Source organism: Lentzea miocenica (genome assembly GCF_033949945.1).
GTDB classification, from domain to species: Bacteria; Actinomycetota; Actinomycetes; order Mycobacteriales; family Pseudonocardiaceae; genus Lentzea; species Lentzea miocenica.
In genome coordinates, this window is the sequence record NZ_JAXAVW010000006.1 from 277,511 (window position 1) to 300,064 (window position 22,554).

The window sequence follows — 22,554 nt, forward strand, 5'->3', positions numbered from 1 at the left end:
TTTCGTGGCATGTCGTGATCTCATGTGCACGTGGCATTACGTGCACCAGTCGTCGTCGGTCGTGACCATGAGCTGGAACTGATCAGGACGACGTTGGCGAAAGTCGCTACGGGGCGGGGTCAGGTGGTGTTCCTGACCGGCGAGGCCGGGATTGGCAAGTCCCGGCTCGCTTCCGTCGCGACAGATCTCGCCTACCAGAGCGGGATGAGCATCATGCGCGGCCGCGGCAGCGCGATGAGCCGCACGATCCCGTTCCGGTGCCTGAGCGAAGCCTTGTTGTCGTTGCAACGTCTGGGAACCACCGTCGACATCGACGAGCTGGGTCCCTACCGGCCTGCCCTGGCCCGCCTCAACCCCGATTGGGGCGCACCGGCCGAGGACGCGTCGAGCAGCTCGCTCATCGTGCTCGCCGAGGGCGTGCTCCGGTTGATGGAACTCGTTGGCCGCAACGGCGGATGCGCCGTCGTCATCGACGATCTGCAGTACGCCGACCCGGACACGTTGGCAGTGCTGGAATACGTCATCGACAACATCGCGCACCAGCCGGCGTTGCTGCTCGCGACGATGCGCGACGACGACAGCGCGGCGCTGGAGTTCGCGCGCGACACCAGCAAACGCGACTCGGCCGTGCTCGTCGAACTTCGCCGTTTCCGGCAGCAGCAGGTGTCCGCGCTCGCGGGAGCGTGCCTGGAAGGCTCTTTGCCCGCACCGGCGCTGGACCTGTTGTGGGCGGGCAGCGGCGGACTTCCTTTGTTCGTCGAGGAACTGCTCGACGAGATCGTCTCGGACGGACAGCTCGTGCGCACGGGTGACGTGTGGAGCATGACCGCCGCGGGTGTTCCCCCGTCCGCGTTGGTGCACAGCGTCGCCGGGCGGTTCGGCAGGCTGAGCGACCAGGCCCGCGAGTTCGTGTCGGTCGCGGCGGTGATCGGCCTGCGGTTCCCGTTGACCGTCGTGCGCGAAGTGACCGGCCTCGACTACCGAACCCTGTTGCGGTACCTGCAAAGCGAGCCCGTAGCCCACCTGATCGGGCCCGACGACCACACGCCCGACTGGTACCTCTTCACGCACGCGCTGGTGGCCGACGCGGTCCTCACCCTGATTCCCGAAGAGGTTCAGGCCGATCTCGCCCGGCGCGCGGCGGACGCCGTCGAGAAGCGTTACCCCGGCGTGCCGGGCGACTGGTGTCACCTGTGCGCGACCCTGCGGGAAGCGGCCGGCCAGACCTCGGAAGCCGGTTCCCTGTACGCGGAAGCGGGCCGGCGGGCCCTGGCCCAGGGTGCGGCGCAGTCGGCCGTGACGCTGCTGGACCGGTCGTTGGAGCTGGTGCACGAGCCCGTGCAGCGGTTCGAGGCGCTGGAGGCCCAGCTGCTGGCGTTGACCGAGGCCGGTCAGGTGGATCGCGCGCTGGCGATGAGCTTCGACAGCTCCGGGCTCGACCGCGCGCACCGCGCCCGCCTGCACACGCAGCTGGCGTGGGCGGCGAACCTGGCCGGGCGGACGTCGGACGGCTTGGCCCAGGTGGAGGTCGCGCGGGCGTTGCTCGGTTCCGGCGCGCCCGCCGAGGCGTCCGCGCCGATCGACGTGGTGGCCGCGCACCTGGAACTGGACCGCTCCGAACCGGGCAGCCTCGACCGTGCCGAGTCCGTCGCCCTGCGCGCCGCGACCGTGGCCGAACGGGTGCCGCTGCCCGTCGTCGCGTGCCAGGCGTGGCAACTGCTCGGCGCGTTGACGCGACGGCGTGATCCGGCGCAGGCGACGGCCTATCTGGAACGCAGCCGGGCCTTCGCCATCGCGCACGACCTGCCGATCTGGGAGATCCACGCGTTGGTGCGCCTGGGTTTGAACGACGCGCTGCGCGATGGCGAGATCGGCAGGCTGGAGCAGGCGCGCGACCTGGCGTCCCGGATCGGCGCGGTGATCGCCCGGTACCAGTCGGAGGTCAACATCGGCCTGCAACTGGTGCTGCGCGCCGACCACGCGGCCGCCTCCCTGCTGATCGACGACGTCTCCTCGGCCGCGAAACGTCTGGGGCTCCAGGAGATCGGCCAGTTCATGGCGGTGCTGCGGGCCGTGCTGGCCGGGCATCGCGGCGACAGGACAACGTTGACCGAAGCGTGGTCGGTGCTGAGCGAACCAGGCGGCGAACAGCACACCGCCCGGCTGTACGGCCTGGCGGCGACGTTCTGCTCGCTGCTGGAGGAGGACCGACCGCGGGCGCGGGCGGACCTCTCCCAGGCTTTGGCCGCCGAACGTGCCACCCCGACGACGTATCACCTGACCGGCAGGCTCGGCCTGTCCCTGTTGCTGCGGGCCGTCGACGGTGACCTGACCCGCGCCGAGTACGAGGAGACCGTCGCGGACCCGGCCGCCGGGCTGCGCTGGGACCACCACTTCGCGTTGCTGGCCTCCGCGGTGCTGGCCGGCGCGGCAGGTGACGCGGAGGCCGCGCGGACCCAGGTCGTGGAGAGCGCCGACGTGGGCATGCTCTACCCGATGGCCAGGCACCTCGGGCTGCGGCTCGTCGGCGAGGCGGCCGCGCGGGACGGCTGGGGTGATCCGGAAGCGTGGCTGCGGACCGCCGAGCACTACTTCCACGACGCCGGGATCGCCGCGGTGGCCGGGGCTTGCCGCGCTCAGCTGCGGCAGATGGGTGTGCGGGTGACGCAGCGCCGCTCCGGGACCGACGAGGTGCCGGACGAGTTGCGGCTGGCCGGCGTGACGGTGCGCGAGTACGAGGTGATGCGGTTGCTCGGTGCGCGGCTGGCGAACAACGAGATCGCCGCGCAGCTGCACGTTTCTCCGCGCACGGTGGAGAAGCACGTGTCGAGCCTGCTGACGAAGACGGGCCTGACCAACAGGCTCGCGCTCGGCAAGCTCGCCACGGGACGGCCGGACTGACCGTCAGGCCTGATCCGTTGAAGTACCGTGCCCGCGTGGAGATCACTGACGACCGCGCGTTCCCCGCCGCACTGGCCGCGTTGAGCGGCATCGAGTTCCCCTGGGACTACGACGAGAAGACCGAGGACCCGGCGCCGACCAACATCGACTACGAGCCCTACGACGAGTTCGACTCCGCTGAGGAGACGACCGACTGGATCAGGTCGTGGACCGGCAACAAGGAGCTCGACGGTGACGCGTTCCGGGTGTTCGGGCAGGACGGCACGGGCGGGCTCGCGGCCTGCTGGCTGGTGCGGCCTGGGCGTCCGCCGGCCGAGCAGCCGGTGGCGTTCTTCGGTTCCGAGGGCGAGGTCGGGGTCGTCGCTTCGAGCCTGGGCGAGTTCCTGTGGTTGCTGGCGGGCGGGGTCGGACCGCAGGAGGCCGTGGAGTTCGGGTCGGACAGCGGCGTGCCGCACGAGGAGCTGCGCGCTGTCGCCGAGAAGTACTCCGGTGTCGAGCCGCGCACACCCGCGGAAGTGCTCGCGGCGGCGCGAGCGGAATTCCCGGACTTCACCGAGACGGTCCAGTCCTGGTGTCGTTAGAGCGTTGAGGGGAACCGGTTCTCGTTCCGGTTCCCCGGTGGTCTATACCACTTTGTGAACGCAGGTTACGCTCGGAAAACCCTGTTGTGCCACAAGGTAAACAGGACCTCGCCCCCGGAGGTCTGCCCCGTGAGAAAGCTCCTCGCGGCCGCACTTCTGCTCAGTGCCGCCGTCATCCCCACCGGTACCGCCGCCGCGGCCGATCCTATCTACAAGGATCCGGCGCAGCCGATTCCCGCGCGCGTCGCGGATCTGCTCGGCCGGATGTCGCTCGACGAGAAGGTCGGGCAGATGACGCAGGCCGAGCGCAACGCGGTCAGCAACGCCGATCTGACCAACTTCCGGATCGGTTCGCTGCTGTCCGGTGGCGGTTCCGCGCCCTCGCCGAACAACGCCACGTCGTGGGCGAACATGTACGACAACTTCCAGCACGCGGCGCTGGCCACGCCGCTGGGCATTCCCATGATCTACGGCGTGGACGCCGTGCACGGGCACAACAACGTCGTCGGCGCCACGATGTTCCCGCACAACATCGGACTCGGCGCGACCCGTGATCCCGGCCTGGTGCAGCGGATCGGCCGGGCGACCGCGGAAGAGGTGTCAGGCACCGGCATCGACTGGGACTTCGCGCCATGCCTGTGCGTCGCGCGCAACGACCGTTGGGGCCGCACCTACGAGTCGTTCGGTGAGACGCCGGAGAACGCGACGTCGATGACGACGATGATCACCGGCCTGCAGGGCGCCAAGCTCTCCGATCCCGGCTCGGTGCTCGCGACCGCCAAGCACTACATCGGCGACGGCGGCACGATCGACGGTGACGACCAGGGCAACACGCAGGTCAGCGAGGCCGAGCTGCGCGCGACCCACCTGCCGCCGTTCCGCGAGGCGATCGCCCGCGGGGTCGGCTCGGTGATGATCACCTACAGCAGCTGGAACGGCACGAAGCTGCACGGCCACAAGTACCTGATCACCGACGTCCTGAAGAACGAGCTGGGCTTCAGCGGCCTGGTCGTGTCCGACTGGAACGCCATCGACCAGATCGACGGCCAGCCGGGCTTCACCGCCGCCGAGGTGCGCGCCTCGATCAACGCCGGCCTGGACATGATCATGGTGCCGACCGCGTGGCGCTCGTTCATCACGCTGCTCAAGGCCGAGGTGCAGGCGGGCCGGGTGCCGATGTCGCGCATCGACGACGCCAACCGCCGCATCCTGACCAAGAAGTTCGAGCTGGGGCTGTTCGAGAAGCCGCTGACCGACCGCTCGTACACGCCGACCGTCGGCAACGCGGCGCACCGGGCGCTGGCGCGCGAGGCCGTGCGCAAGTCGCAGGTGCTGCTGAAGAACCAGAACGGCGTGCTGCCGTTGTCGAAGACCTCCTCGAAGCTGTTCGTGGCGGGCAAGAGCGCGGACAACATCGGCTACCAGAGCGGTGGCTGGACCATCTCCTGGCAGGGCGGCAGCGGTCCGGTCACGCCGGGAACCACTGTGCTGCAGGGCATCCGCTCGGCCGTGTCGACCGGCACCACGGTGACCTACAACCGCAACGGCACCGGCATCGACGGCTCGTACCAGGCCGCCATCGCGGTGATCGGTGAGACTCCGTACACCGAGGGCGTCGGCGACAGGCCCGGCGGCATGGGACTCGACGCCGAGGACCTCGCGACGCTGAACACCTTGCGCGCCACGGGTGTTCCGGTGGTCGTGGTGCTCGTGTCCGGACGGCCGCTGGACATCGCGGCCCAGCTCTCGGGCTGGCACGCACTGGTCGCGGCCTGGCTGCCGGGCACCGAGGGCAACGGCGTCGCGGACGTGCTGTTCGGCGACTACAAGCCGACCGGCACACTGCCGTTCACGTGGATGTCCAGCGCGAGCCAGCAGCCGATCAACGTCGGTGACGGCAAAACACCGTTGTTCGCTTACGGGTCCGGCGCCCAGTACCCCGCCTCGCAGAACGCCTACGCGTTGATCGGTGCCTCGTACTACGACGAGCAGCGCGGCACGCAGGTCGAGCGGTGCACGGACTCGGGTTGTGGTCAGAACGTCGGCTATCTGACGCCGGGCGACTACGTGGCCTACGCGGACGTCGACTTCGGTGCCACGCCGCCGACCTCGGTGACCACGCGCCTCGCGTCCGGATCGACCGCGAGCGGGACGCTGCAGTACCGGCTCGACAGCCCGACCGGTCCCCTCGTCGCCACGGTGTCCGCGGCGAGCACCGGCGGGTGGCAGACGTGGACCAGCCGCACCGCGACGGCGTCCGGCGCGACCGGTGTGCACCGGCTCTACCTGGTGGCGACCGGTGGCACGGGTGGAGACCTGGCGAACGTGAACTGGTTCCAGTTCGCTCGCTAGCCGGTGGGCTGAACGGGGCTCCAGGCGGGTGCCCCGTTCAGCCCACTCGCACCCCGGCGGCGTGCTCTGAGAACTCCCACTGCCGCGCAGAGGGGCGGGCCCTAGCTCACGCCGTCGACGCGACCAGGCAACGCCGGGTTCAGGGGTGGAGGGATGAGATGGGCGTCCGCCGGGTACTGAGTCAGCACCGTGCACGCGCGCGTCAGCACGGTAGGCCCACCTTCGGATGGACCGGCCGGTTCGGCTCGGGGAGTTGAACACTCCAGCTACCCGATGCCGTCCCGGTTGGGCCGCGGCTCACGATTGACCCCCGCGGATGAAGCCCTGCGCGATCAACAGTCGTACCATGCGCTGAACGACGTCAAGCAGCAGGCGCCGTCGACTCTGCTCTCATCGCATGAATGAGGTGTCGCGGCATGGCCGACGAGACGCGCACGTCCCCACCAGCAGGTGCCAGATCGCTCCACGGTGATCGCCCTGACCCGGTGGTCCGCCTGGACGAGACCGCCGAGGCGCTCGAGTCACTGCGCGACGCCTTCACCGGCGAGGAGTCGCTGGACAACGCCCTCCAGCGACTCGCGGAAACGGCGGCCAAAGCGATTCCCGACGCCGACGCCGTGACGGTCTCCGTGGTGACCTTGGAACAGCCGCGCACCGCGGCCGCCACGAACGACCAGCTCGTCGAGGTCGACGAGAAACAGTACAGCGCCAACCGCGGCCCGTGCTTCGAGTCCGCGCACACCTTGCGCCCGGTGCGCGCCGTCGTCGGCGAACACCTCGACACGTGGCCGGAGTTCGAAACCGCGGCCGCCGAGCACGGCTTCCGCGCCTACCTGTCGGTGCCGGTCGTGCTGCCCTCCACGGACGTCGCTGACCAGGAGCACGTCGGCACGCTGAACATCTACAGCTACACGGCGGCGGCCTTCGACCCGTTCGACGAAGGCCTCATGCGGCTGTTCACCACCGCGGCGTCGGCGACGATCACCAGCGCCACCAGGTGGCAGCGCTCTCGTGAGCGCATCAACCACCTGGAACAGGCACTGACGTCGCGTGGCACCATCGACCAGGCGAAGGGTGTGCTGATGGCCGTGCACTCCTGCTCCGCCGACGAGGCGTTCAAGATGCTCGTGGGTCGGTCGCAGCACGAGAACGTCAAGCTGCGCGACGTCGCCAAGAACCTGCTCGACTCCGTCGCCAGTTCCTGATCGTCGCCGCTGAGATCTGCTGCACGTTCTCACCCCAGCCGGTCGCCGAGTGGGTAGAACAAGATCATGACGTCACGGATCACGGTCTGCCGGGGATGCTGCTGCGGCACCGAACGCAAGCACCCCGACGTCGACCACGACCGCCAGCTCCAAGTGCTGCGTGAACGCCTCCCCTCGGTGCGCGTCGCCGACTGCCTGGACGCGTGCGAGGTGTCGAACGTGGTCGTCGTGCAGCCCACTCCGGCCGCACGGGCCGCGGGTGCGAAACCGGTGTGGGTGGGATCCGTGCTGGACGACGACGCGGTGCACGGCGTGGCGGACTGGGTCGACGCGGGCGGGCCGGGGCTCGCCGTACCGCCTGCCTCGATCTCGGCCAGGATCGTGGCCACGCCCCTGCCAGCACGCGGAATGCCGTGAGCAGGCCTAACATGGAGGCATGGGTACCATCGCCCTGGAACTGACCGACGAGGAGCTCGTCCTCCTCCGGCACGCGCTGCGCCACTACCTCTCGGAGTTCGGTCACGACGAGGCCGACATCCTGCGGAAGGCGCGCGCACTGCTCGGCAAGCTGCCCGTGCCGGTCAAGTAACCGGCGGGGTCACCGGCATCGCCGCGGGCCGGCGAGCGATCCCGCCTGGCCTGGACCGCGCACCAGACGAGGAACGCCAGGGCCAGCCACACGTAGGCGTTGCCGATCAGGTGCTGCCACCAGGCCCACGCGAGTTCCCTGTCGCCCGCGGTGGGCAGGAGCCAGTGCGGGCCGAGCGCGAACACGCCCGCGACCGCGATCCTCGCCCAGCCGTGCAGCAGCAACAGGGCCGGCGCGATCCACACCCAGTGGTGCGACCACGACACCGGTGAGATCAGCAATCCCGCGGCGGCGACGGCGAGGAGCGCGGTAAGGTCGTCGCGCAGCCGTGGCAACAGGAAAACCGTGGCGGCCAGCACGAGGAGACAGAGCACCATCCAGACGGACTCCGGCGCGCCGAGGCGGAACAGCAGGCCGCGCAACGACTGGTTGGCGGAGTAGGCGAGGCCACCCACGCGTTGCGGGTCGAGCATCGCGTCGAACCAGAACTGCTTCGACTGGCCCGGCGCGAGCACCCAGCCGACCAGGCCGGCGCCGGCGAAGGTGCCGACGGCGGTCAACGCCGGCCGCCATCGCTTGCGGGACAGGAAGAACAGCACGAAGATCGCCGGGGTCAGCTTGATCGCGGCGGCGAGTCCTACGAGCGTTCCCCGTGGCCACGGGGTGCGCGGGAGCAGGCAGTCGGCCGCGACGAGGCCGATCAGGATCATGTTGATCTGGCCCAGGTCGAGGCCGCCGCGGAGGGGTTCGAGCAGCAGGCACAGCGCGGCCAGACCGCAGCCCACCTGGAGTCGTTGGGCGGCCACGTGACAGGCCGCCGTGAACAGCGCGATGCCGGCGGCGGTGAAGAGGACGGCGATGATCGGCAACGGCAGCGGGGTGAGGCCGCTGAACAGCATCGCGGCCAACGGCGGGTAGGTGAACGGCAATCCGTTGGGGCCCTGGAAGTCCGCGGTGTAGAGGTCGGTGCCGGAGCGCCACGCCTCGCCGCCCGCGAGGTACACGCGCAGGTCGAGGACGCCGGAGCCGAAGCTGCGCGCGAAGATCCAGACGAGCAGTCCGGCCGCCACGACGGCCCAGACCTTGCGGAGATCGACACGGGTCAGGACGGCGTTCATCGGGCCACCGCCGAACGTTCGAGCGCCAGCACGCCCGCCGCGACGAGAGCGGCCACCGCGGCTCCCGCGCTGTTGTTGAAGAAGTCCTGCGTCTCGCAGAGCCCACGGCGGGTGAGCGGCTGCACGATCTCGATCACGGCGCTCAACGCCACCGCCGAACCCAGCACCGCGAGCGGCCGTCGCGTGGCCAGCACCGCGAAGAACACCAGCGGCACGAACAGCAAGGCGTTCAACAGTTCTGCCGAGCCGTACAACGAGAAACCGTTGAGGTGGCAGAACTCCTGGCCCGCCCAGTCCGGCAGCGCGCGCGAGAACGTCACGCCCAGGACGATCCCGAGCGAGATCCCCGCCAGCACCGACGGCACGGGCCGCCACCAGAACCTCCGTGCGGCGAACCACCCGCCCAGCCCGAGCGCGCCTCCCCCGACCACCACACCGCCCGCGATGAGCGGGTTCGCCAGCGCGTTCAGGATCGCGCCGAACGCCCACCCCACCTGTTCCAGCACAGGTCATCCCCTCGTCCACCCGGAAATCCGATGTGGACGAGCCTGCTGTTCGAAGGGTGCGGCCGGATCGGCTCACGAGCCGGAAGATTCTGGCCGTCCGGCCGCCAACCTCGGCCCGGGTCGGCCGTTCGGCCGAGGTCAGCCGGCCACCACGTGCGAGCGGAACGCCCACGCCACGATCTCGACGCGGTTGCGCGCACCCACCTTGGCCTGCACCGACGCCAGGTAGGCCTTCACCGATGACACCGAGACCCGCAACGCGGAGGCGATCTCGTTGTTGCTCAGGCCTTGTGCGACGTGCCGCACGACGTCCAGTTCGCGCGGGCTCAGCACTTCGGCGTCGGCGTTCGCGACGGGCGGGACCGAACGCCGCAGCACCCGGAGCACGACCTGCGGCGACACCAGCACGTCACCTCGCGCCGCCGACCTGACCGCCTCGACCAGCAGCCCGGGACTGGCGTCCTTGGTGAGGAACCCGCAGGCGCCGAGGTCCAGCGCCTTGTTCAGCACGTCGTCGCTGTCGAACGTCGTGACGACAACGACACGGGTGTGCGGGGCGAGCCGCCGCGTCACCTCCAGGCCGTCCAGGCCCGGCATCCGCACGTCGACCAGACACACCTGCGGCATCAGCTCTTTCGCGCGCTGCACGGCGGTGAGACCGTCCGCCACGTCCGCGACCACGCTGACGTCCGGTTGCGCCTCCAGGATCAGCCGGAACCCGGCCCGCACCATGTCCTGGTCCTCTGCGATGAGCACGGAGATCACGCGCGCACCTCCAGCGGCAGCTCGGCGGTGACCAGCCAGCCCTCGCCGGTGGCGCCGGCGAAGAACCGTCCGCCCAGCTCGTGCACCCGCTCCCGCATGCCGACCAGCCCGAACCCGCCGGAGTGCGCGGGCCTCGTGGTGCCGTTGTCCACAACGGACAGCAGGACGGCCGCCGACGTGAGGCGCACGTCCACCTCGACGTTCGTTGCGTCGTGAGCGTGCTTGCGGGCGTTCGTCAACGCTTCCTGCACCAGCCTGAGCACCGACCGTCCCAGCTCCGGCCGCACGTCCTCGGTCAGCTCGATGCTCGTGCGCACCGGCAGTCCAGACTTCTCCACGAGCTGCTGCAGGTCGGACGTGAGATCTCCGGTCGCGGTCGCGGCACCGTTGTCGCGCAACGTCCTGACCATCGCGCGCATGGCTCCCAACGCGTCCGTGCCACCGTCCACAATGCCCGGCAACAGCTCGCACGCCTTGTCCTTGTCCTGCTCGGCCACCACGAGCGCCGCCTGTGCCTGCACCAACATGCCCGTCACGTGGTGCGCCACCACGTCGTGCAGCTCTCGCGCCATGTCGAGCCGCTCGTCGCGCCGGGCACGTTCCTCCGCGGCGGCCGCCAGTGCTGCCCGAGAGCGGTCCCGCATCCGCAGCACCACCCCGGCCCCGGCCGCGACGGCTCCCGCCAGCAGGGCCATCTGCACGGTATCGGTGCGGTAGTAGAGGTACGACAGGCGGAAGTACTGCGCGTGCGCGCTGACCAGCAACAGTGCGGCGACACACACCCAGGCGACCCGAGGCGGCACCTTCCAGGTCAGCACGAAGATCCAGGCCACGAACACGACGGACTCGGCGAGGCTCATCAGCGGATGGCCGAGCACCGGCGGAGTCGAGACGCCTGGACCACCCATCATGAACGCTCGGCTGAAGCCGCTGACCAGCCCGGTGACCGTGACACTCGCCGCACACACCAACGCCGTCGCGAGCAACGGCCACCGAAGAATTACCCCCACGGCGGCGATCGTACGAGGTGGGCTGACCACCCGGCCTCGACCTTCCGACCGAGCCGGATGGCCATCTGGCCACGACCGACACACTCAGCAGGCGGCGCCGATCGCCTCGTCCAGGATGCTCAAGCCGAGTGCCAGCTCCTCCTCCGACGCGGTCAACGGCGGTGCGATCCGGAACACCCCACCCATCCCCGGAATCTGCACGATGTTCATGTGCAGCCCCAGGTCCAGGCACTTCTGGGTGATCGGCGCGCTCAGCGACTCGTCCGCGATCTCCAGTCCCACCAGCAGGCCGCGTCCCCGCACGTCCGACACGAGCGAGTGGCGCGCCGCGATGTCGTCGAGCCCGTTGCGCAGGAACGCGCCCAGCTTGGCCGCGCGTTCGTCCAGCCGTTCCTCGACCAGCACGTCCAGCACGGTGTTGCCCACCGCGGCGACCAGCGGATCGGACACGTGCGTCGTGAAGAACAGGTAGTCGCGGGCGTGCGCCTCCTCCTCGATCTCCGCCGACGTGATCACGGCGGCCAACGGCAGGCCGGCGCCCAACGTCTTCGACAGCGTCAGGATGTCCGGCACCACGCCGTCGCGTTCGAACGCGTACCAGGTTCCGGTGCGGCACAGGCCGGTCTGGGCCTCGTCCAGGATCAGCAACATCCCGCGCTCGCGGCACTTCTGCCGCAACGCGGCGAAGTAGCCCAGGGGCGGTTCGAGGACTCCGCCGGAACTCAGGATCGGCTCGACGATGCACGCGGCCAGCGAGCCGACGGACTGCGCGTCGATCAGGTCGAACGCCAGGTCCAGCTGGGCCTGCCAGTCACCGGCCGGCGCGGGGATCGCGAAGTTGCCGGGCGTGGCGGGGCCGTAGCCCTTGCGGCCGGCGCTGTAGGTCGCGGCTGCGGCGGCCGCGGTCATGCCGTGCCACGAGCGGGCGAACGCGACCACCTCGTGTTTGCCGGTGACGAGCTTCGCCATGCGCAGCGCGGCCTCGTTCGACTCGGCGCCGGTCGTGAGCAGCTGCACCTTCGACAAAGAGGGAGGCAGCGTCCCGGCGAGCCGGCGGGCGAGGTCCACCACCGGGCGGCTGAGCATGCCGCTGAAGAGGTGGTCGAGGTTCGCGATCTGGCGCCGCACGGTCTCGACGATGCGCGGGTGCGAGTGGCCGAGGATGGCGCTCATCTGCCCGGACGTGAAGTCCAGGACGCGGCGGCCGTCCTCGGTGAACAGGAAACTCCCCGACGCGCTGTCGATGATCTCGCGCGTGAACGTTCCGCCGTAGCGGACGAGGTGGCGATCGACGTCGTCCCAGAAGGTGTCCATGCGATCGACGCTAGGACCCGCCGAGCATCAGGTCCATCTCACAATTCCACTCTGACTGTTCGGATATCCTGCACAAGACCACACTGCACAGCATGACGCTGAACCCGTGGCGACTGCGGCTGCTCAGCCAGCTCGACGCGCTGGGCACCGTGCGGGCCGTGGCACAGGCCGCGAACCTGAGCCCTTCGAGCGTGTCGCAGCAGCTCGCGGTGCTCGAGAACGAGACGCGCACCCAGCTCCTCGAACGGACCGGGCGGCGGGTGCGGCTCACGTCGGCCGGGCTGATCCTGGCGCGGCGGGCGCGGTCCATCCTCGACCAGATGGACGCCGTCGAGGCCGAGTTGCGCGAGCTCAGCCAGGAGCCGTCCGGGCGCGTGCGGCTGGGCGCGTTCCAGAGCTCGATCCACACCCTGGCCGTGCCCGCGATCGGGCACCTCGACCACCCGCACCTGCAGGTCGAACTGGTCGAGCTCGAACCGCACGCGAGCATGCCCGCGCTGCTCGCCGGCGAGGTCGACGTGATCATCACGACCACCGACTTCGTCGAGCTGCCGGTGCCACCGGACATCGACGTCGTGCCGCTGGGCGCGGATCCGATCGTGCTGGTCACGCCGCCCGGCCAGCCGAAGAACGACATCGCGGCGTGCAAGGACGAGCCGTGGGCGTTCGACATCCCCGGCTCGTACATGGCGAACCTGGCCACGCGCCTGTGCCGGCAGGCGGGGTTCGAGCCGCGGGTGGTCGGCCGGTTCAGCAACTACATGCTGACGCTCAAGCACGTCGAGGCCGGGCTGGCGGTCGCGGTGCTCCCCGCGCTGGCCGTCGACCCGCGGTTCGACGTGGTCACCCGGGAGCTGCCGGTGACGCGCAGGATCACCGCGGCGGTGCGGCGGGATTCGCGCGCCGCGATCACAGTGGTGCTCGACGCCCTGCATACCCTCCAATCCCTGCGTAACCTGTCGCAGTCGGACGAGAGGTGATCATGGGCAAGCGCGTCACGATCAACGACGTCGCGCGGATCGCCGGGGTCTCGCGGCAGACCGTGTCGCGGGCCCTCAACGACAAGGGCGAGATCGACGGCAGCACCAAGCAGCGCGTTCTGGACGCCGCGCGTGAGCTGGGATATCGGCCCAGCCGGTTCGCGAGAGGCCTCGTCCGGCAGGACAGCACCACCATCGGCCTCGTGATCCCCGATCTGCTCAACCCCTTCTTCACCGAGGTCGCGCACGGTGCGTTGGAGGCCGCGCGCGCACGTGACTGGCACGTGATCGTGTACGACACCGCCGACAGCATCGACGAGGAACGGCGCACGATCGAGGTCGTCGTGTCCCAGGTCGACGCCGTGGTCGGCTACTTCAGCCTCGACGAGGCCGAGCTCGACCAGCACCTCAGCGGCATCCCCGTCGTGCTCATCGGCCGTGAGCACCGCACGCCGCGATTCAGCTCGATCCGCATCGACGGCCAGAAGGGCGTCCACGAGGCCGTCGACCACCTCGTCGCCGCGGGTCACCGCAGGATCGGCATGCTCGACCACGCCGGCCGCGCCGAGCCGAGCCTGCGCCGCGGCTGGTTCGCCGACGCGATGGCCACGCACGGACTCGACGCCCCGGTGGTCGGCAACGCGGTGCAGTCGGTCGACGGCGGCGCCGAGGCGTTGCACGAGATGCTGAGCCGGCATCCCGATCTCACCGCCGTGTTCACCTACAACGACGTCGTCGCCATCGGCGCGCTCAGGGCCGCACGGCGGTTGGGCCTGGCCGTGCCGGGGGACCTCGCCGTGATCGGGTTCGACGGGCTCCAGCTCGGCACCGTCGTCGATCCGGCCCTGACGAGCGTCGCGCTGGACACCACCCGCATCGGCGCGCTCGCGATCGACCAGGCGGGCAGGCTGCTCGCGGGCGAGCCTCCGTTGCCGCCAGAGGAACTGCAGGTCAGCGCCACTCTCTTAGTCCGCGACTCTGCCTGACCCTTGACACGTTCACTCGTTCGGCTCATGCTTCGCGCCACGCCGTGAACGTTCACGGGAGCGTTCACGGGCTCCTCGGAGGGTCCCCGATGACGTTGACTCGACGCAGGTTCCTCGCCGGAACCGCGGCAGTGGCCGCGACCGCGTTCGGCGCAGGAGCGTGTTCCAGCCCGACCACGGCCAACCCGGGCCGCCTCACGCTCTGGTACTCCACCAACGGTGTGTCGGAGAAGGTGCTCGGCGAGGCCGTGCGGCGCTTTCCCGCCCAGAAACTGACGCCGTCCAAGATCAGCGGCGAGCTGAACCAGCGGCTGCTCGCCGCGTTGTCCGGCGAGGCCTACCTGCCGGACATCACGATGCTCGGCGACGGCATCTCCACGTACTTCTCCGCCACCGACCGGTTCGCCGACCTCAACGCGCTCGGCGCCGCGCAGGACGAGAAGAACTACCTGCCGTGGAAGTGGCAGGCCGGGCGCAGTCCCGACGGGTTCCAGCTCGGCTTCCCCATCGACATCGGGCCCGCCGCGCTCTACTACCGGCACGACCTGTTCGCCGAGGCCGGGCTGCCCAGCGAACCCGACGCGGTCGCCCAGGCACTGTCCACCTGGGACGACTACTTCGAGTTCGGCATGCGGGTCAAGGAGAAGCTGCCCGGCCGCTATCTGATCACCGACACGAAGATGGTCTTCACCTACTCGCTGGCGCAGGAGAGGCAGAAGTACCTCGACCGGCAGAACCGCTATCTCGCGGACCAGTCACAGGTGCGGCGGGCGTGGGACCGCGCGGTCAGGGCGTTCCAGATGGGACTCACGGCGGGCTATGCGGGTTCGGCCGGCGGTGAGGGCGTCGACCGGCTCGCGGCCTGGAACAACGGCAAGGAGGTCGCGTTCGTCAACGCCTCCTGGATCACCGGCAACCTCAAGCAGTCCGCGCCGGGCACGTCCGGCAGGTGGCACGTGTGCCGGGCGCCCGGCGGTCCTGGCAACCAGGGCGGGTCGTTCCTCGCGATCACCAAGTACTGCCCGGATCCGCAGGGTGCGTACGAGATCGTGAAGTGGTTGCTGTCGCCGGAAAACCTCGCGGCGGCCTACCTGGAGCTCGGGCTGTTCCCGTCGAGCCCCGCCGCGTTCGACGACCCGCGGGTGCAGGCGCCGGAGGAGTTCTTCGGCGGCCAGACGACCATCGAGGTGTTCGGCAAGATCGCCGAGGAAGTCCAGCCCGTCTACTTCTCGCCGTACGACATCTCGATCAGCGACACGTACACCGACGAGCTCACGAACGTCGAGAGCGCGGGCAAGGACCCGGAACGCGCCTGGGAAGACGCTAACACCGCCGTCGAACGGCTGCTGCGCCGTCAGGGGGTGCTCGCATGAGCGTCAACAGGAAATGGCGATACGCGCCGCAGTACCTGGCGATCGCGCCGTTCTTCGTGCTGTTCGCCGTGTTCGGGGTCTACCCGATCCTGTACTCGCTGTGGCTGTCGCTCCAGCGGTGGAACGGCGTCAGCCCGATGAAGTTCGTGGGACTGGAGAACTTCCGGTTCCTGCTCACCGACACCGCGTTCTGGGACTCGATCGGCAACACCCTGATCATCTGGGTGATGTCCACGGTCCCGATGCTGGTCCTGTCGATGCTCGTCGCGCTCGGCCTGAACTCCTCGGTGCGCCACAAGGGTTTCCTGCGGGTGGCCTACTTCCTGCCGAACGTCACGTCGATCGTCGCGATGTCGCTGGTGTTCGGATCGTTCTTCTCCAACGAGTTCGGGGTCCTGAACTGGTTCCTGAGCCTCATCGGCGTCGATCCGGTGCAGTGGCTGGGCGACCCGTGGGCGATCAGGATCGCGATCTCGTTGATGATCATCTGGCGCTGGACGGGGTACAACGCGATCATCCTGCTGGCCGGTCTGCAGGCACTCCCCCAGGACGTCTTCGAGGCCGCCGAGCTCGACGGCGCCGGGCCCGTGCAGACGTTCTTCCGGGTCACGCTTCCGTTGCTGCGCCCGGTGTTGCTGTTCTCGGTCGTGATGTCGGCGATCGGCGGGCTGCAGATCTTCACCGAGTCGCAGATCCTGCTCGGCAACCGGGGCGGCCCCGAGGGCGCAGGGATGACGATGGTCCTCTACTTCTACAACACCGCCTTCGCGGACAACGACTTCGGCTACGGCGCCGCCATCGCGTGGGGCATCTTCGTGGTCGTCGTCCTCTTCTCGATCCTCAACTGGCGGCTCGTGCAGCGCCCGCCGCGCTTGAAGGGGGATGTGCGGTGAAACCGGGCAGTCTGCTGACATGTCTCGCGCTGGCGATCGGTGCGCTGATCACGCTGTTCCCCTACTACCAGCTCGTGGTGATGGCCTCCAACACCACCGCGGACATCTACTCGACGCCGCCGAAGTTCTGGTTCGGCGGGCATCTGCTCGAGAACATCGGCGAGGTGTTCGCGAAGGTCGACTTCTTCGGCTCGGTGCTCAACACGTTGGTCGTGGCGATCGCGACCACGTTGCTGGTGCTGTTCTTCGACTCGCTCGCGGCCTTCACGTTCGCCAAGTACGACTTCCCCGGCAGCAACGTGTTGTTCGGCATCCTGCTGGCGACGTTCGTGGTGCCGACGCAGCTCGCCGCGATCCCCCAGTTCGACCTGATGGCGGCGTTCGGCTGGGTCGGCGACCTCAAGGCGTTGATCATCCCTGCGGCGGCCAACGCGTTCGGGATCTTCTGGATGCGCCAGTACGCCCGCGGCGCGATCGCGGACGAGCTGCTGGAGGCCGCACGGGTCGACGGCGCGGGTTTCTTCCGCACCTACCTCTCGGTCGGCCTGCCGGTGCTGCGGCCCGCGCTCGCGTTCCTCGGCATCTTCACCTTCGTCAACACCTGGAACGACTACCTGTGGCCGCTGGTCGTGCTGATCGACTCGAACCACGTGACGCTGCAGGTGGCGTTGTCGCAGCTCAACGGCCTGTATCTGAAGAACTACGCCGTCGTGATGGCCGGGACGCTGGTGGCGATCGTGCCGCTGGTGATCGTGTTCCTGATCGGCGCTCGCCACTTCATCCGCAACATCGCCGCCGGCGCCCTAAAGGGATGAAACACTGAAGGGCTGAAACCTTGTCGCACTCGTACATCGAAGAAATCGATCCCGGCACCGGCGCGCTGCCGCCGCGTGCGTTCTTCACCTCCGATGCGGCCTCGTTGTCACTCAACGGGACCTGGGACTTCCGCCTGGACGAAGGCGACTGGGGCACCATCACCGTGCCTGGCCACTGGCAGTTGCAGGGCCACGGTTCGCCCGCGTACACCAACGTGCGGTATCCGTTCCCGGTCGAACCGCCGTTCGTGCCTTCGGAGAACCCGACTGGTGACCACCGGCTGACGTTCGACCTGCCCGCCGACTGGCCCGACGAACCGGCCGTGCTGCGTTTCGACGGCATCGACTCGTGCGGACGGATCTGGCTCAACGACGTCGAGCTGGGCATCACCCGCGGCAGCAGGCTGCCGACGGAGTTCGAGGTAGGACACCTGCTCCGCCCGTCCGGAAACGTGCTGGTGGTGCGGGTGCACCAGTGGTCGTCCGGCAGCTACCTGGAAGACCAGGACATGTGGTGGATGTCCGGGATCTTCCGTGCCGTCTCGCTGCTGTCCCGGCCGCGTGGTGGCGTCGCGGACTACCAGATCCACGCGTCCTACGACCACGTCACCGGGCTCGGCACGCTGGAGGTCGCGGGCGCGATGGTCACCGTGCCGGAGCTGGAGGTGCACGATCTCCTGCCAGGCCGGTCCTTCTCACTGCCCGTGGAACCGTGGAGCGCGGAGAACCCGCGGCTCTACGACGGAGTCGTGCACACGGACGTCGAACGGGTGCCGGTGCGGATCGGCTTCCGGACCGTCGCGATCGAGGACGGCGTCCTCACGATCAACGGCGCACGCGTGGTGTTCCGCGGCGTGAACCGGCACGAGCACCACCCGGAGTTCGGCCGCGCGGTGCCCCGCGAGTTCGCCCTCGCCGACGTTCTGCTGATGAAGCAGCACAACGTCAACGCCGTGCGCACCAGCCACTACCCGCCGGACCCGTACTTCCTGGAGCTGTGCGACGAGTACGGCCTGTGGGTGATCGACGAGTGCGACCTGGAGACCCACGGCTTCGAGAAGCTGGACTGGGCCGGCAACCCGAGTGACGACCCGCGGTGGGCCGAGTCCTATGTGGACCGCATGCGCCGGATGGTCGAACGGGACAAGAACCACCCGTCGATCGTGCTGTGGTCGCTCGGCAACGAGTCCCACACCGGGCGCAACCTCTCGGCGATGGCCGAGTGGACGCGTGACCGCGACCCGTCCCGGCCGGTGCACTACGAGGGTGACTTCGACTGCGAGTACGTCGACGTCTACAGCCGCATGTACGCCTCGCACGAGGAAGTCGACCAGATCGGGCAGGACAAGACGCACGGCATGCCGTTCGTGCTGTGCGAGTTCGCGCACGCGATGGGCAACGGGCCGGGTGGGATGCTCGAGTACCGCGAGCTGTTCGAGCGCTATCCCACCGTGCAGGGCGGGTTCATCTGGGAGTGGATCGACCACGGGCTGGAGCGCGACGGGCACTTCGCTTACGGCGGCGACTTCGGTGAACCGCTGCACGACGGCAACTTCGTGATCGACGGACTGGTGTTCCCGGACCGCACGCCGTCGCCGGGCCTGCTGGAGTTCGCGAAGGTCTTCGAACCGGTCCGGATCACCGGGACCGGGCAGCACATCCGGATCGCGAGCCTCTACGACCACGGATCGCTGGACCACCTGCGGTTCGACTGGGTGTACGAGGCTGACGGAATCGAAGTCGCGTCAGGCGCCCTCGACGTGCCCGCGGTCGCCGCCGGTCAGCACGCGGACGTCCCGCTGCCCGAACTGACTGCCGCGACAGGTGAAGGCTGGCTGACCGTCCGAGCCTCCCTGGCCGAGGCCACGAGCTGGGCGGATGCCGGTCACGTGGTCGCCTGGGGCCAGATCTCTCTCGCGCGGGCGAACACGGTCACCCCGATCAGCGGCGTGGAGCTCGTCGGACTCGGCGACGTCCTGTGGCTGGGCCCTGGCGAGTTCGATCCGGCGACCGGTCTGCTGACCAGGCTCGGCGAGTACCCGGTCGAAGGCCCCCGCCTCGATCTCTGGCGTGCTCCGACCGACAACGACCGCGGCTCCGACCAGCCGGAAGAACGGGCGTGGCGCGAAGCGGGCCTGCACCGGTTGCAACACCGCGTCATCGAGGTCGACGTGCGGGAGACCGCGCTGGTCGTGCGGACGCGGGTGGCGCCACCGAGCTGGGCGTTCGGCATGCTCGCCGACTACCACTGGACCGCCGACGGCAACCGGCTCCGCCTGCACCTCGACGTCACCCCGGACGGCGACTGGCCCTGCGCGCTCCCGCGGCTCGGTCTGCGGATGGCGCTGCCCGCGGCGCTCGACACCGTCGAATGGTTCGGTGCCGGGCCCGGCGAGGCATATGCGGACAGCCGTCAGACCGCCAGGATCGGCCGTTTCTCGTCCACTGTGGACGCCTTGCAGACCCCGTACGTCTTCCCGCAGGAGAACGGCAACCGCGCGAACGCCCGCTGGCTGCGGATCGGCGACCTGAGGATCGAGGGCGAGCCGGTGTTCGACTTCACCGCCCGCCGCTGGACCAGCGAGGACCTCGACGCCGCGCGGCACACTGACGACCTGAAACCGCGCGACCACGTGTACCTGAACCTCGACCTGGCTCAGCACGGCCTGGGCACCGCGTCGTGCGGACCGGGCGTGCTGCCGCAGCACCGGCTCCACGCGCAGAAGGCGAGCTTCGCGGTCACGTTCGCACCGCCGGCCTGAGCCGTTCCACGATGTGGACCTAGTTGAGACGTCACCTATTCTCGAAAGGAGACTTGAGGGAGGTTCCGTGCCGCAGAAGTCAGACCCGTTGCGGAAGCTGGGTTTTCTCACCATCGGGCTGTTCGACGAGCACAACCCGGACGCTGGTCACCGGACCACGCTGGACATCATCGCGCTGGGCGAGGAGCTCGGGTTCGACAGCGCCTGGGTGCGGCACCGGCACCTGCAGTTCGGGATCTCGTCGCCGGTCGCGATCCTGGCCGCCGCCAGCCAGCGGACCAGCCGGATCAGCCTCGGCACCGCGGTCATCCCGCTGGGCTGGGAGAACCCGCTGCGGCTCGCCGAGGACCTGGCGACCGTCGACGTGCTGTCCGGCGGCCGGCTGAACCCTGGCGTCAGCGTCGGGCCGCCGATGCACTACGACGACGTCAAGCACGCGCTCTACCCGCAGACCGCGGACATCGAGGACTTCAGCTACGACCGGCTGCAACGGCTGTTGGACTTCGTGGGCGGCGAGAAGGTCACGGACTTCAGCGGCACCGAGGGCATCGAGGTGTTCTCGGATCGCGTGCAGCCTCATGCGGCCGGTCTGCGCGAACGGATGTGGTACGGCGGCGGGAGTCTGCGTTCGGCCGGGTGGGCGGGCTCGCACGGGCTGAACCTGTTGTGCAGCAACGTGGTTCAGGCCGAGGAGTCGGAGGACTTCGCGGAGATCCAGTTGTCGCACATCAGGACGTTCCGCGAACACGGTGGCGGGCGGGTGTCGCAGGGACTGGTGGTGATCCCGACCGACTCGGCCACGCCGGAGCAGCGCGCGAAGTACCAGGACTACGTGGAGAAGCGCACCGCTCGCACCGGCACGCCGTTCGGGCCGCGCCGGTACATGTTCGAGCGCGACATCATCGGCACGTCCGCGGAGATCGCCGAGAAGCTGTCCGCGCACCTCGCGTTCCAGCAGGTCGACGAGGTGGCGTTCGCGCTGCCGTTCAGCTTCGACCACGAGGACTACGTGCAGATCCTCACCGACATCGCCACGAAGCTGGGTCCGGAACTGGGCTGGCAACCCGCCTAGACATCACAACTGAGCGCCCACCAGGTGTCCATGCGCGGCACGGCGGTCGCGTCGCCCTGAGCGGCGCGACCGGCGTGGAACAGGAACCCGGCGATGCCCGCCGTGCCCTGCATCCAGCCGACACCCGCGGGCAGCAACGGGTCCTCGTCGCGGTGTTCGACGAACCGCCAGCACACGCCGTTGCCGTCCGGAATCGCCCGTTCGACCACCACGTCGGCGAGGTGCAGCGCGAAGTCCCGGTCGCCTGAGTCCAGCAGGACGTCTCCCACCCCCGCGGTTCCCCAGCAGCGGCCGTCGTTGTCCCAGAAGCCCGGATAACGCCGTTCCGGCAGACCGGACACACGGATGCTGTGCATACACCGGCTGTGCCAGTCCATCACCGGGGCGCCCGCCACCTCCGCCACGCCCGCGTGACGCAGCGCCTGCCACAGCAACGACGTCCCGGTCGGGCCGTGGCACCAGCCGTAGCTGAACGGCCCGAACCCCTCCAGCGGGGGAAGGATGAGCGGACTGCGGAGGCCTCCGTCGCCGAGGTCGGACAACGACACGAGGTGTTCGGCGCCCGCGGCAGCGGCTTCGACGAGGTCCGGGCGGCCGAACTCGGCACCGGCCAGGGCGAGCGCGGTCGCGATACCGGAGAGTCCGTGCGAGAAGTTCGGCATCTCTCGCTGCCTGACGCACGACCGCCGCGGCACCTGACGCCAGTTCAGTCCGGCCGGCACCTCCTCGCGCTCGGCCATCAGGATCCCGGCCGAGGTCTCGGCCAGCTCCTCGGCACGGGCCACGCCGCGCCCACACCGCGCCCAGGAGCACCCCGGCCGTGCCCAGCGTCAGGTCGTGGCAGCGGGCGCCTTCGAGGAACCGCGGCGGGCGGTAGCGCTCGTTCGGCCAGCCGTCCGGTGTGGACAGTTCGAGAAGCCGCGCGACAGCGGCGTCGGATCCGGGCGCGTCCAGTGCCGTCAGCACGCCGATCGAACTGACCAGACCACCGAAGAAGTCGTAGTCCGAGGCAGTGGCGACCCCCGCCCCGACCTGGCCCGCAATGGCGTCCGCGAGTCGTTGCTCCTCCGCGGTCCACGCGCGACTCAGCCGGATCTCGGCCAGCACGTGCGCCAGTCCGCCGACGCCCGCGTACGTGCCGTCGCGATCGTCCGGATCCAGCTCCTCACCGACGGACGGCGGAATCCAGACGACGTCGTCGTGGCGAACCTGATCCAGCACCCATCGCCAACCAGCCTCGGCGGTCCCCCAGTACGTCGCCATGCGTCGATCATCGCATCGCACGACGAGACGGACGGTCCGATACGGCCGCATCCTCCGGGTACCGCGCGG

At 69.4% G+C, this 22,554-nt stretch carries 19 protein-coding genes and 1 pseudogene; 14 read left to right on the forward strand and 6 right to left on the reverse strand.

From position 1 onward, the window contains the following. Positions 1-30 precede the first annotated feature (30 nt). From SK803_RS10155 to SK803_RS10185, 7 genes and pseudogenes are all read left to right on the forward strand, one after another. On the forward strand, positions 31-2,901 hold the full coding sequence (locus SK803_RS10155) for an ATP-binding protein (protein WP_319965579.1): 2,871 nt from the start codon (positions 31-33) through the stop codon (positions 2,899-2,901). Between the two features lie 35 nt (positions 2,902-2,936). After that, positions 2,937-3,482, forward strand: a complete 546-nt coding sequence (locus tag SK803_RS10160) for an SMI1/KNR4 family protein (RefSeq protein WP_319965580.1) — start codon at positions 2,937-2,939, stop codon at positions 3,480-3,482. A 129-nt stretch (positions 3,483-3,611) separates the two neighbouring features. Continuing rightward, positions 3,612-5,420: pseudogene (locus SK803_RS10165) on the forward strand (glycoside hydrolase family 3 protein); the annotation flags it as partial. 24 nt (positions 5,421-5,444) lie between these two features. Beyond that, positions 5,445-5,834 carry a carbohydrate-binding protein gene (locus tag SK803_RS10170; RefSeq protein ID WP_319965613.1) on the forward strand — a complete coding sequence of 130 codons (390 nt, stop codon included), beginning with the start codon at positions 5,445-5,447 and terminating at the stop codon, positions 5,832-5,834. A 416-nt stretch (positions 5,835-6,250) separates the two neighbouring features. After that, positions 6,251-7,039, forward strand: coding sequence for an ANTAR domain-containing response regulator (locus SK803_RS10175; protein ID WP_319965581.1), 789 nt, complete (start codon positions 6,251-6,253; stop codon positions 7,037-7,039). Positions 7,040-7,105: 66 nt separating this feature from the next. Next, entirely contained in the window at positions 7,106-7,456 is a 351-nt protein-coding gene (locus tag SK803_RS10180; RefSeq protein WP_319965582.1) for a hypothetical protein, read from the forward strand. A gap of 19 nt (positions 7,457-7,475) precedes the next feature. Continuing rightward, positions 7,476-7,628 carry a hypothetical protein gene (locus SK803_RS10185; protein WP_319965583.1) on the forward strand — a complete coding sequence of 51 codons (153 nt, stop codon included), beginning with the start codon at positions 7,476-7,478 and terminating at the stop codon, positions 7,626-7,628. Here SK803_RS10185 and SK803_RS10190 read toward each other — a convergent pair. The 5 genes from SK803_RS10190 to SK803_RS10210 form a co-directional block, all read right to left on the reverse strand. After that, a complete protein-coding gene (locus tag SK803_RS10190) occupies positions 7,559-8,746 on the reverse strand; it encodes a glycosyltransferase 87 family protein (protein ID WP_319965584.1) in 1,188 nt (395 codons plus the stop codon). The two genes, SK803_RS10185 and SK803_RS10190, sit on opposite strands and share 70 nt — an antisense overlap. Then, positions 8,743-9,252, reverse strand: coding sequence for a VanZ family protein (locus SK803_RS10195; protein ID WP_319965585.1), 510 nt, complete (start codon positions 9,250-9,252; stop codon positions 8,743-8,745). Before SK803_RS10195 ends, SK803_RS10190 begins: the two co-directional genes overlap by 4 nt. 138 nt (positions 9,253-9,390) lie before the next feature. Then, positions 9,391-10,017 carry a response regulator transcription factor gene (locus SK803_RS10200; RefSeq protein WP_319965586.1) on the reverse strand — a complete coding sequence of 209 codons (627 nt, stop codon included), beginning with the start codon at positions 10,015-10,017 and terminating at the stop codon, positions 9,391-9,393. Further along, on the reverse strand, positions 10,014-11,027 hold the full coding sequence (locus tag SK803_RS10205; protein WP_319965587.1) for a sensor histidine kinase: 1,014 nt from the start codon (positions 11,025-11,027) through the stop codon (positions 10,014-10,016). Before SK803_RS10205 ends, SK803_RS10200 begins: the two co-directional genes overlap by 4 nt. Positions 11,028-11,111: 84 nt before the next feature. Further along, entirely contained in the window at positions 11,112-12,341 is a 1,230-nt protein-coding gene (locus tag SK803_RS10210; protein WP_319965588.1) for an aspartate aminotransferase family protein, read from the reverse strand. 92 nt (positions 12,342-12,433) lie between these two features. Between SK803_RS10210 and SK803_RS10215 the strand changes: the two genes are divergently transcribed. The 7 genes from SK803_RS10215 to SK803_RS10245 all read left to right on the forward strand — a co-directional run bounded on the left by SK803_RS10215 (position 12,434) and on the right by SK803_RS10245 (position 21,222). Next, complete coding sequence (locus tag SK803_RS10215; RefSeq protein WP_319965589.1) at positions 12,434-13,321, forward strand: LysR family transcriptional regulator; 888 nt, start codon at positions 12,434-12,436, stop codon at positions 13,319-13,321. A 2-nt stretch (positions 13,322-13,323) separates the two neighbouring features. Next, complete coding sequence (locus SK803_RS10220; protein ID WP_319965590.1) at positions 13,324-14,307, forward strand: LacI family DNA-binding transcriptional regulator; 984 nt, start codon at positions 13,324-13,326, stop codon at positions 14,305-14,307. An 89-nt stretch (positions 14,308-14,396) separates the two neighbouring features. Beyond that, entirely contained in the window at positions 14,397-15,680 is a 1,284-nt protein-coding gene (locus SK803_RS10225; protein ID WP_319965591.1) for an ABC transporter substrate-binding protein, read from the forward strand. Further along, positions 15,677-16,573, forward strand: coding sequence for a carbohydrate ABC transporter permease (locus SK803_RS10230; protein ID WP_319965592.1), 897 nt, complete (start codon positions 15,677-15,679; stop codon positions 16,571-16,573). The genes SK803_RS10225 and SK803_RS10230 overlap by 4 nt, the downstream gene beginning before the upstream one ends. Next, positions 16,570-17,388, forward strand: coding sequence for a carbohydrate ABC transporter permease (locus SK803_RS10235; protein ID WP_319965593.1), 819 nt, complete (start codon positions 16,570-16,572; stop codon positions 17,386-17,388). Before SK803_RS10230 ends, SK803_RS10235 begins: the two co-directional genes overlap by 4 nt. Positions 17,389-17,408: 20 nt before the next feature. Next, a complete protein-coding gene (locus SK803_RS10240) occupies positions 17,409-20,150 on the forward strand; it encodes a glycoside hydrolase family 2 TIM barrel-domain containing protein (protein ID WP_319965594.1) in 2,742 nt (913 codons plus the stop codon). Positions 20,151-20,217: 67 nt separating this feature from the next. Further along, entirely contained in the window at positions 20,218-21,222 is a 1,005-nt protein-coding gene (locus tag SK803_RS10245; RefSeq protein WP_319965595.1) for an LLM class flavin-dependent oxidoreductase, read from the forward strand. On the opposite strand, the gene SK803_RS10250 is transcribed toward SK803_RS10245, so the two are convergent. Further along, complete coding sequence (locus SK803_RS10250) at positions 21,219-22,007, reverse strand: lanthionine synthetase LanC family protein (RefSeq protein WP_319965597.1); 789 nt, start codon at positions 22,005-22,007, stop codon at positions 21,219-21,221. The genes SK803_RS10245 and SK803_RS10250 overlap by 4 nt on opposite strands. Positions 22,008-22,554: the final 547 nt, after the last annotated feature.

What these genes read in the sequence shown, in the direction of transcription:
- SK803_RS10220 (WP_319965590.1), top strand. Translation starts at nt 13,324, where the DNA reads ATGGGCAAGCGCGTCACGATCAACGACGTCGCGCGGATCGCCGGGGTC.
- SK803_RS10215 (WP_319965589.1), top strand. Translation starts at nt 12,434, where the DNA reads ATGACGCTGAACCCGTGGCGACTGCGGCTGCTCAGCCAGCTCGACGCG.
- SK803_RS10225 (WP_319965591.1), top strand. Translation starts at nt 14,397, where the DNA reads ATGACGTTGACTCGACGCAGGTTCCTCGCCGGAACCGCGGCAGTGGCC.
- SK803_RS10230 (WP_319965592.1), top strand. Translation starts at nt 15,677, where the DNA reads ATGAGCGTCAACAGGAAATGGCGATACGCGCCGCAGTACCTGGCGATC.
- SK803_RS10185 (WP_319965583.1), top strand. Translation starts at nt 7,476, where the DNA reads ATGGGTACCATCGCCCTGGAACTGACCGACGAGGAGCTCGTCCTCCTC.
- SK803_RS10180 (WP_319965582.1), top strand. Translation starts at nt 7,106, where the DNA reads ATGACGTCACGGATCACGGTCTGCCGGGGATGCTGCTGCGGCACCGAA.
- SK803_RS10190 (WP_319965584.1), bottom strand. Translation starts at nt 8,746, where the DNA reads ATGAACGCCGTCCTGACCCGTGTCGATCTCCGCAAGGTCTGGGCCGTC.
- SK803_RS10175 (WP_319965581.1), top strand. Translation starts at nt 6,251, where the DNA reads ATGGCCGACGAGACGCGCACGTCCCCACCAGCAGGTGCCAGATCGCTC.
- SK803_RS10210 (WP_319965588.1), bottom strand. Translation starts at nt 12,341, where the DNA reads ATGGACACCTTCTGGGACGACGTCGATCGCCACCTCGTCCGCTACGGC.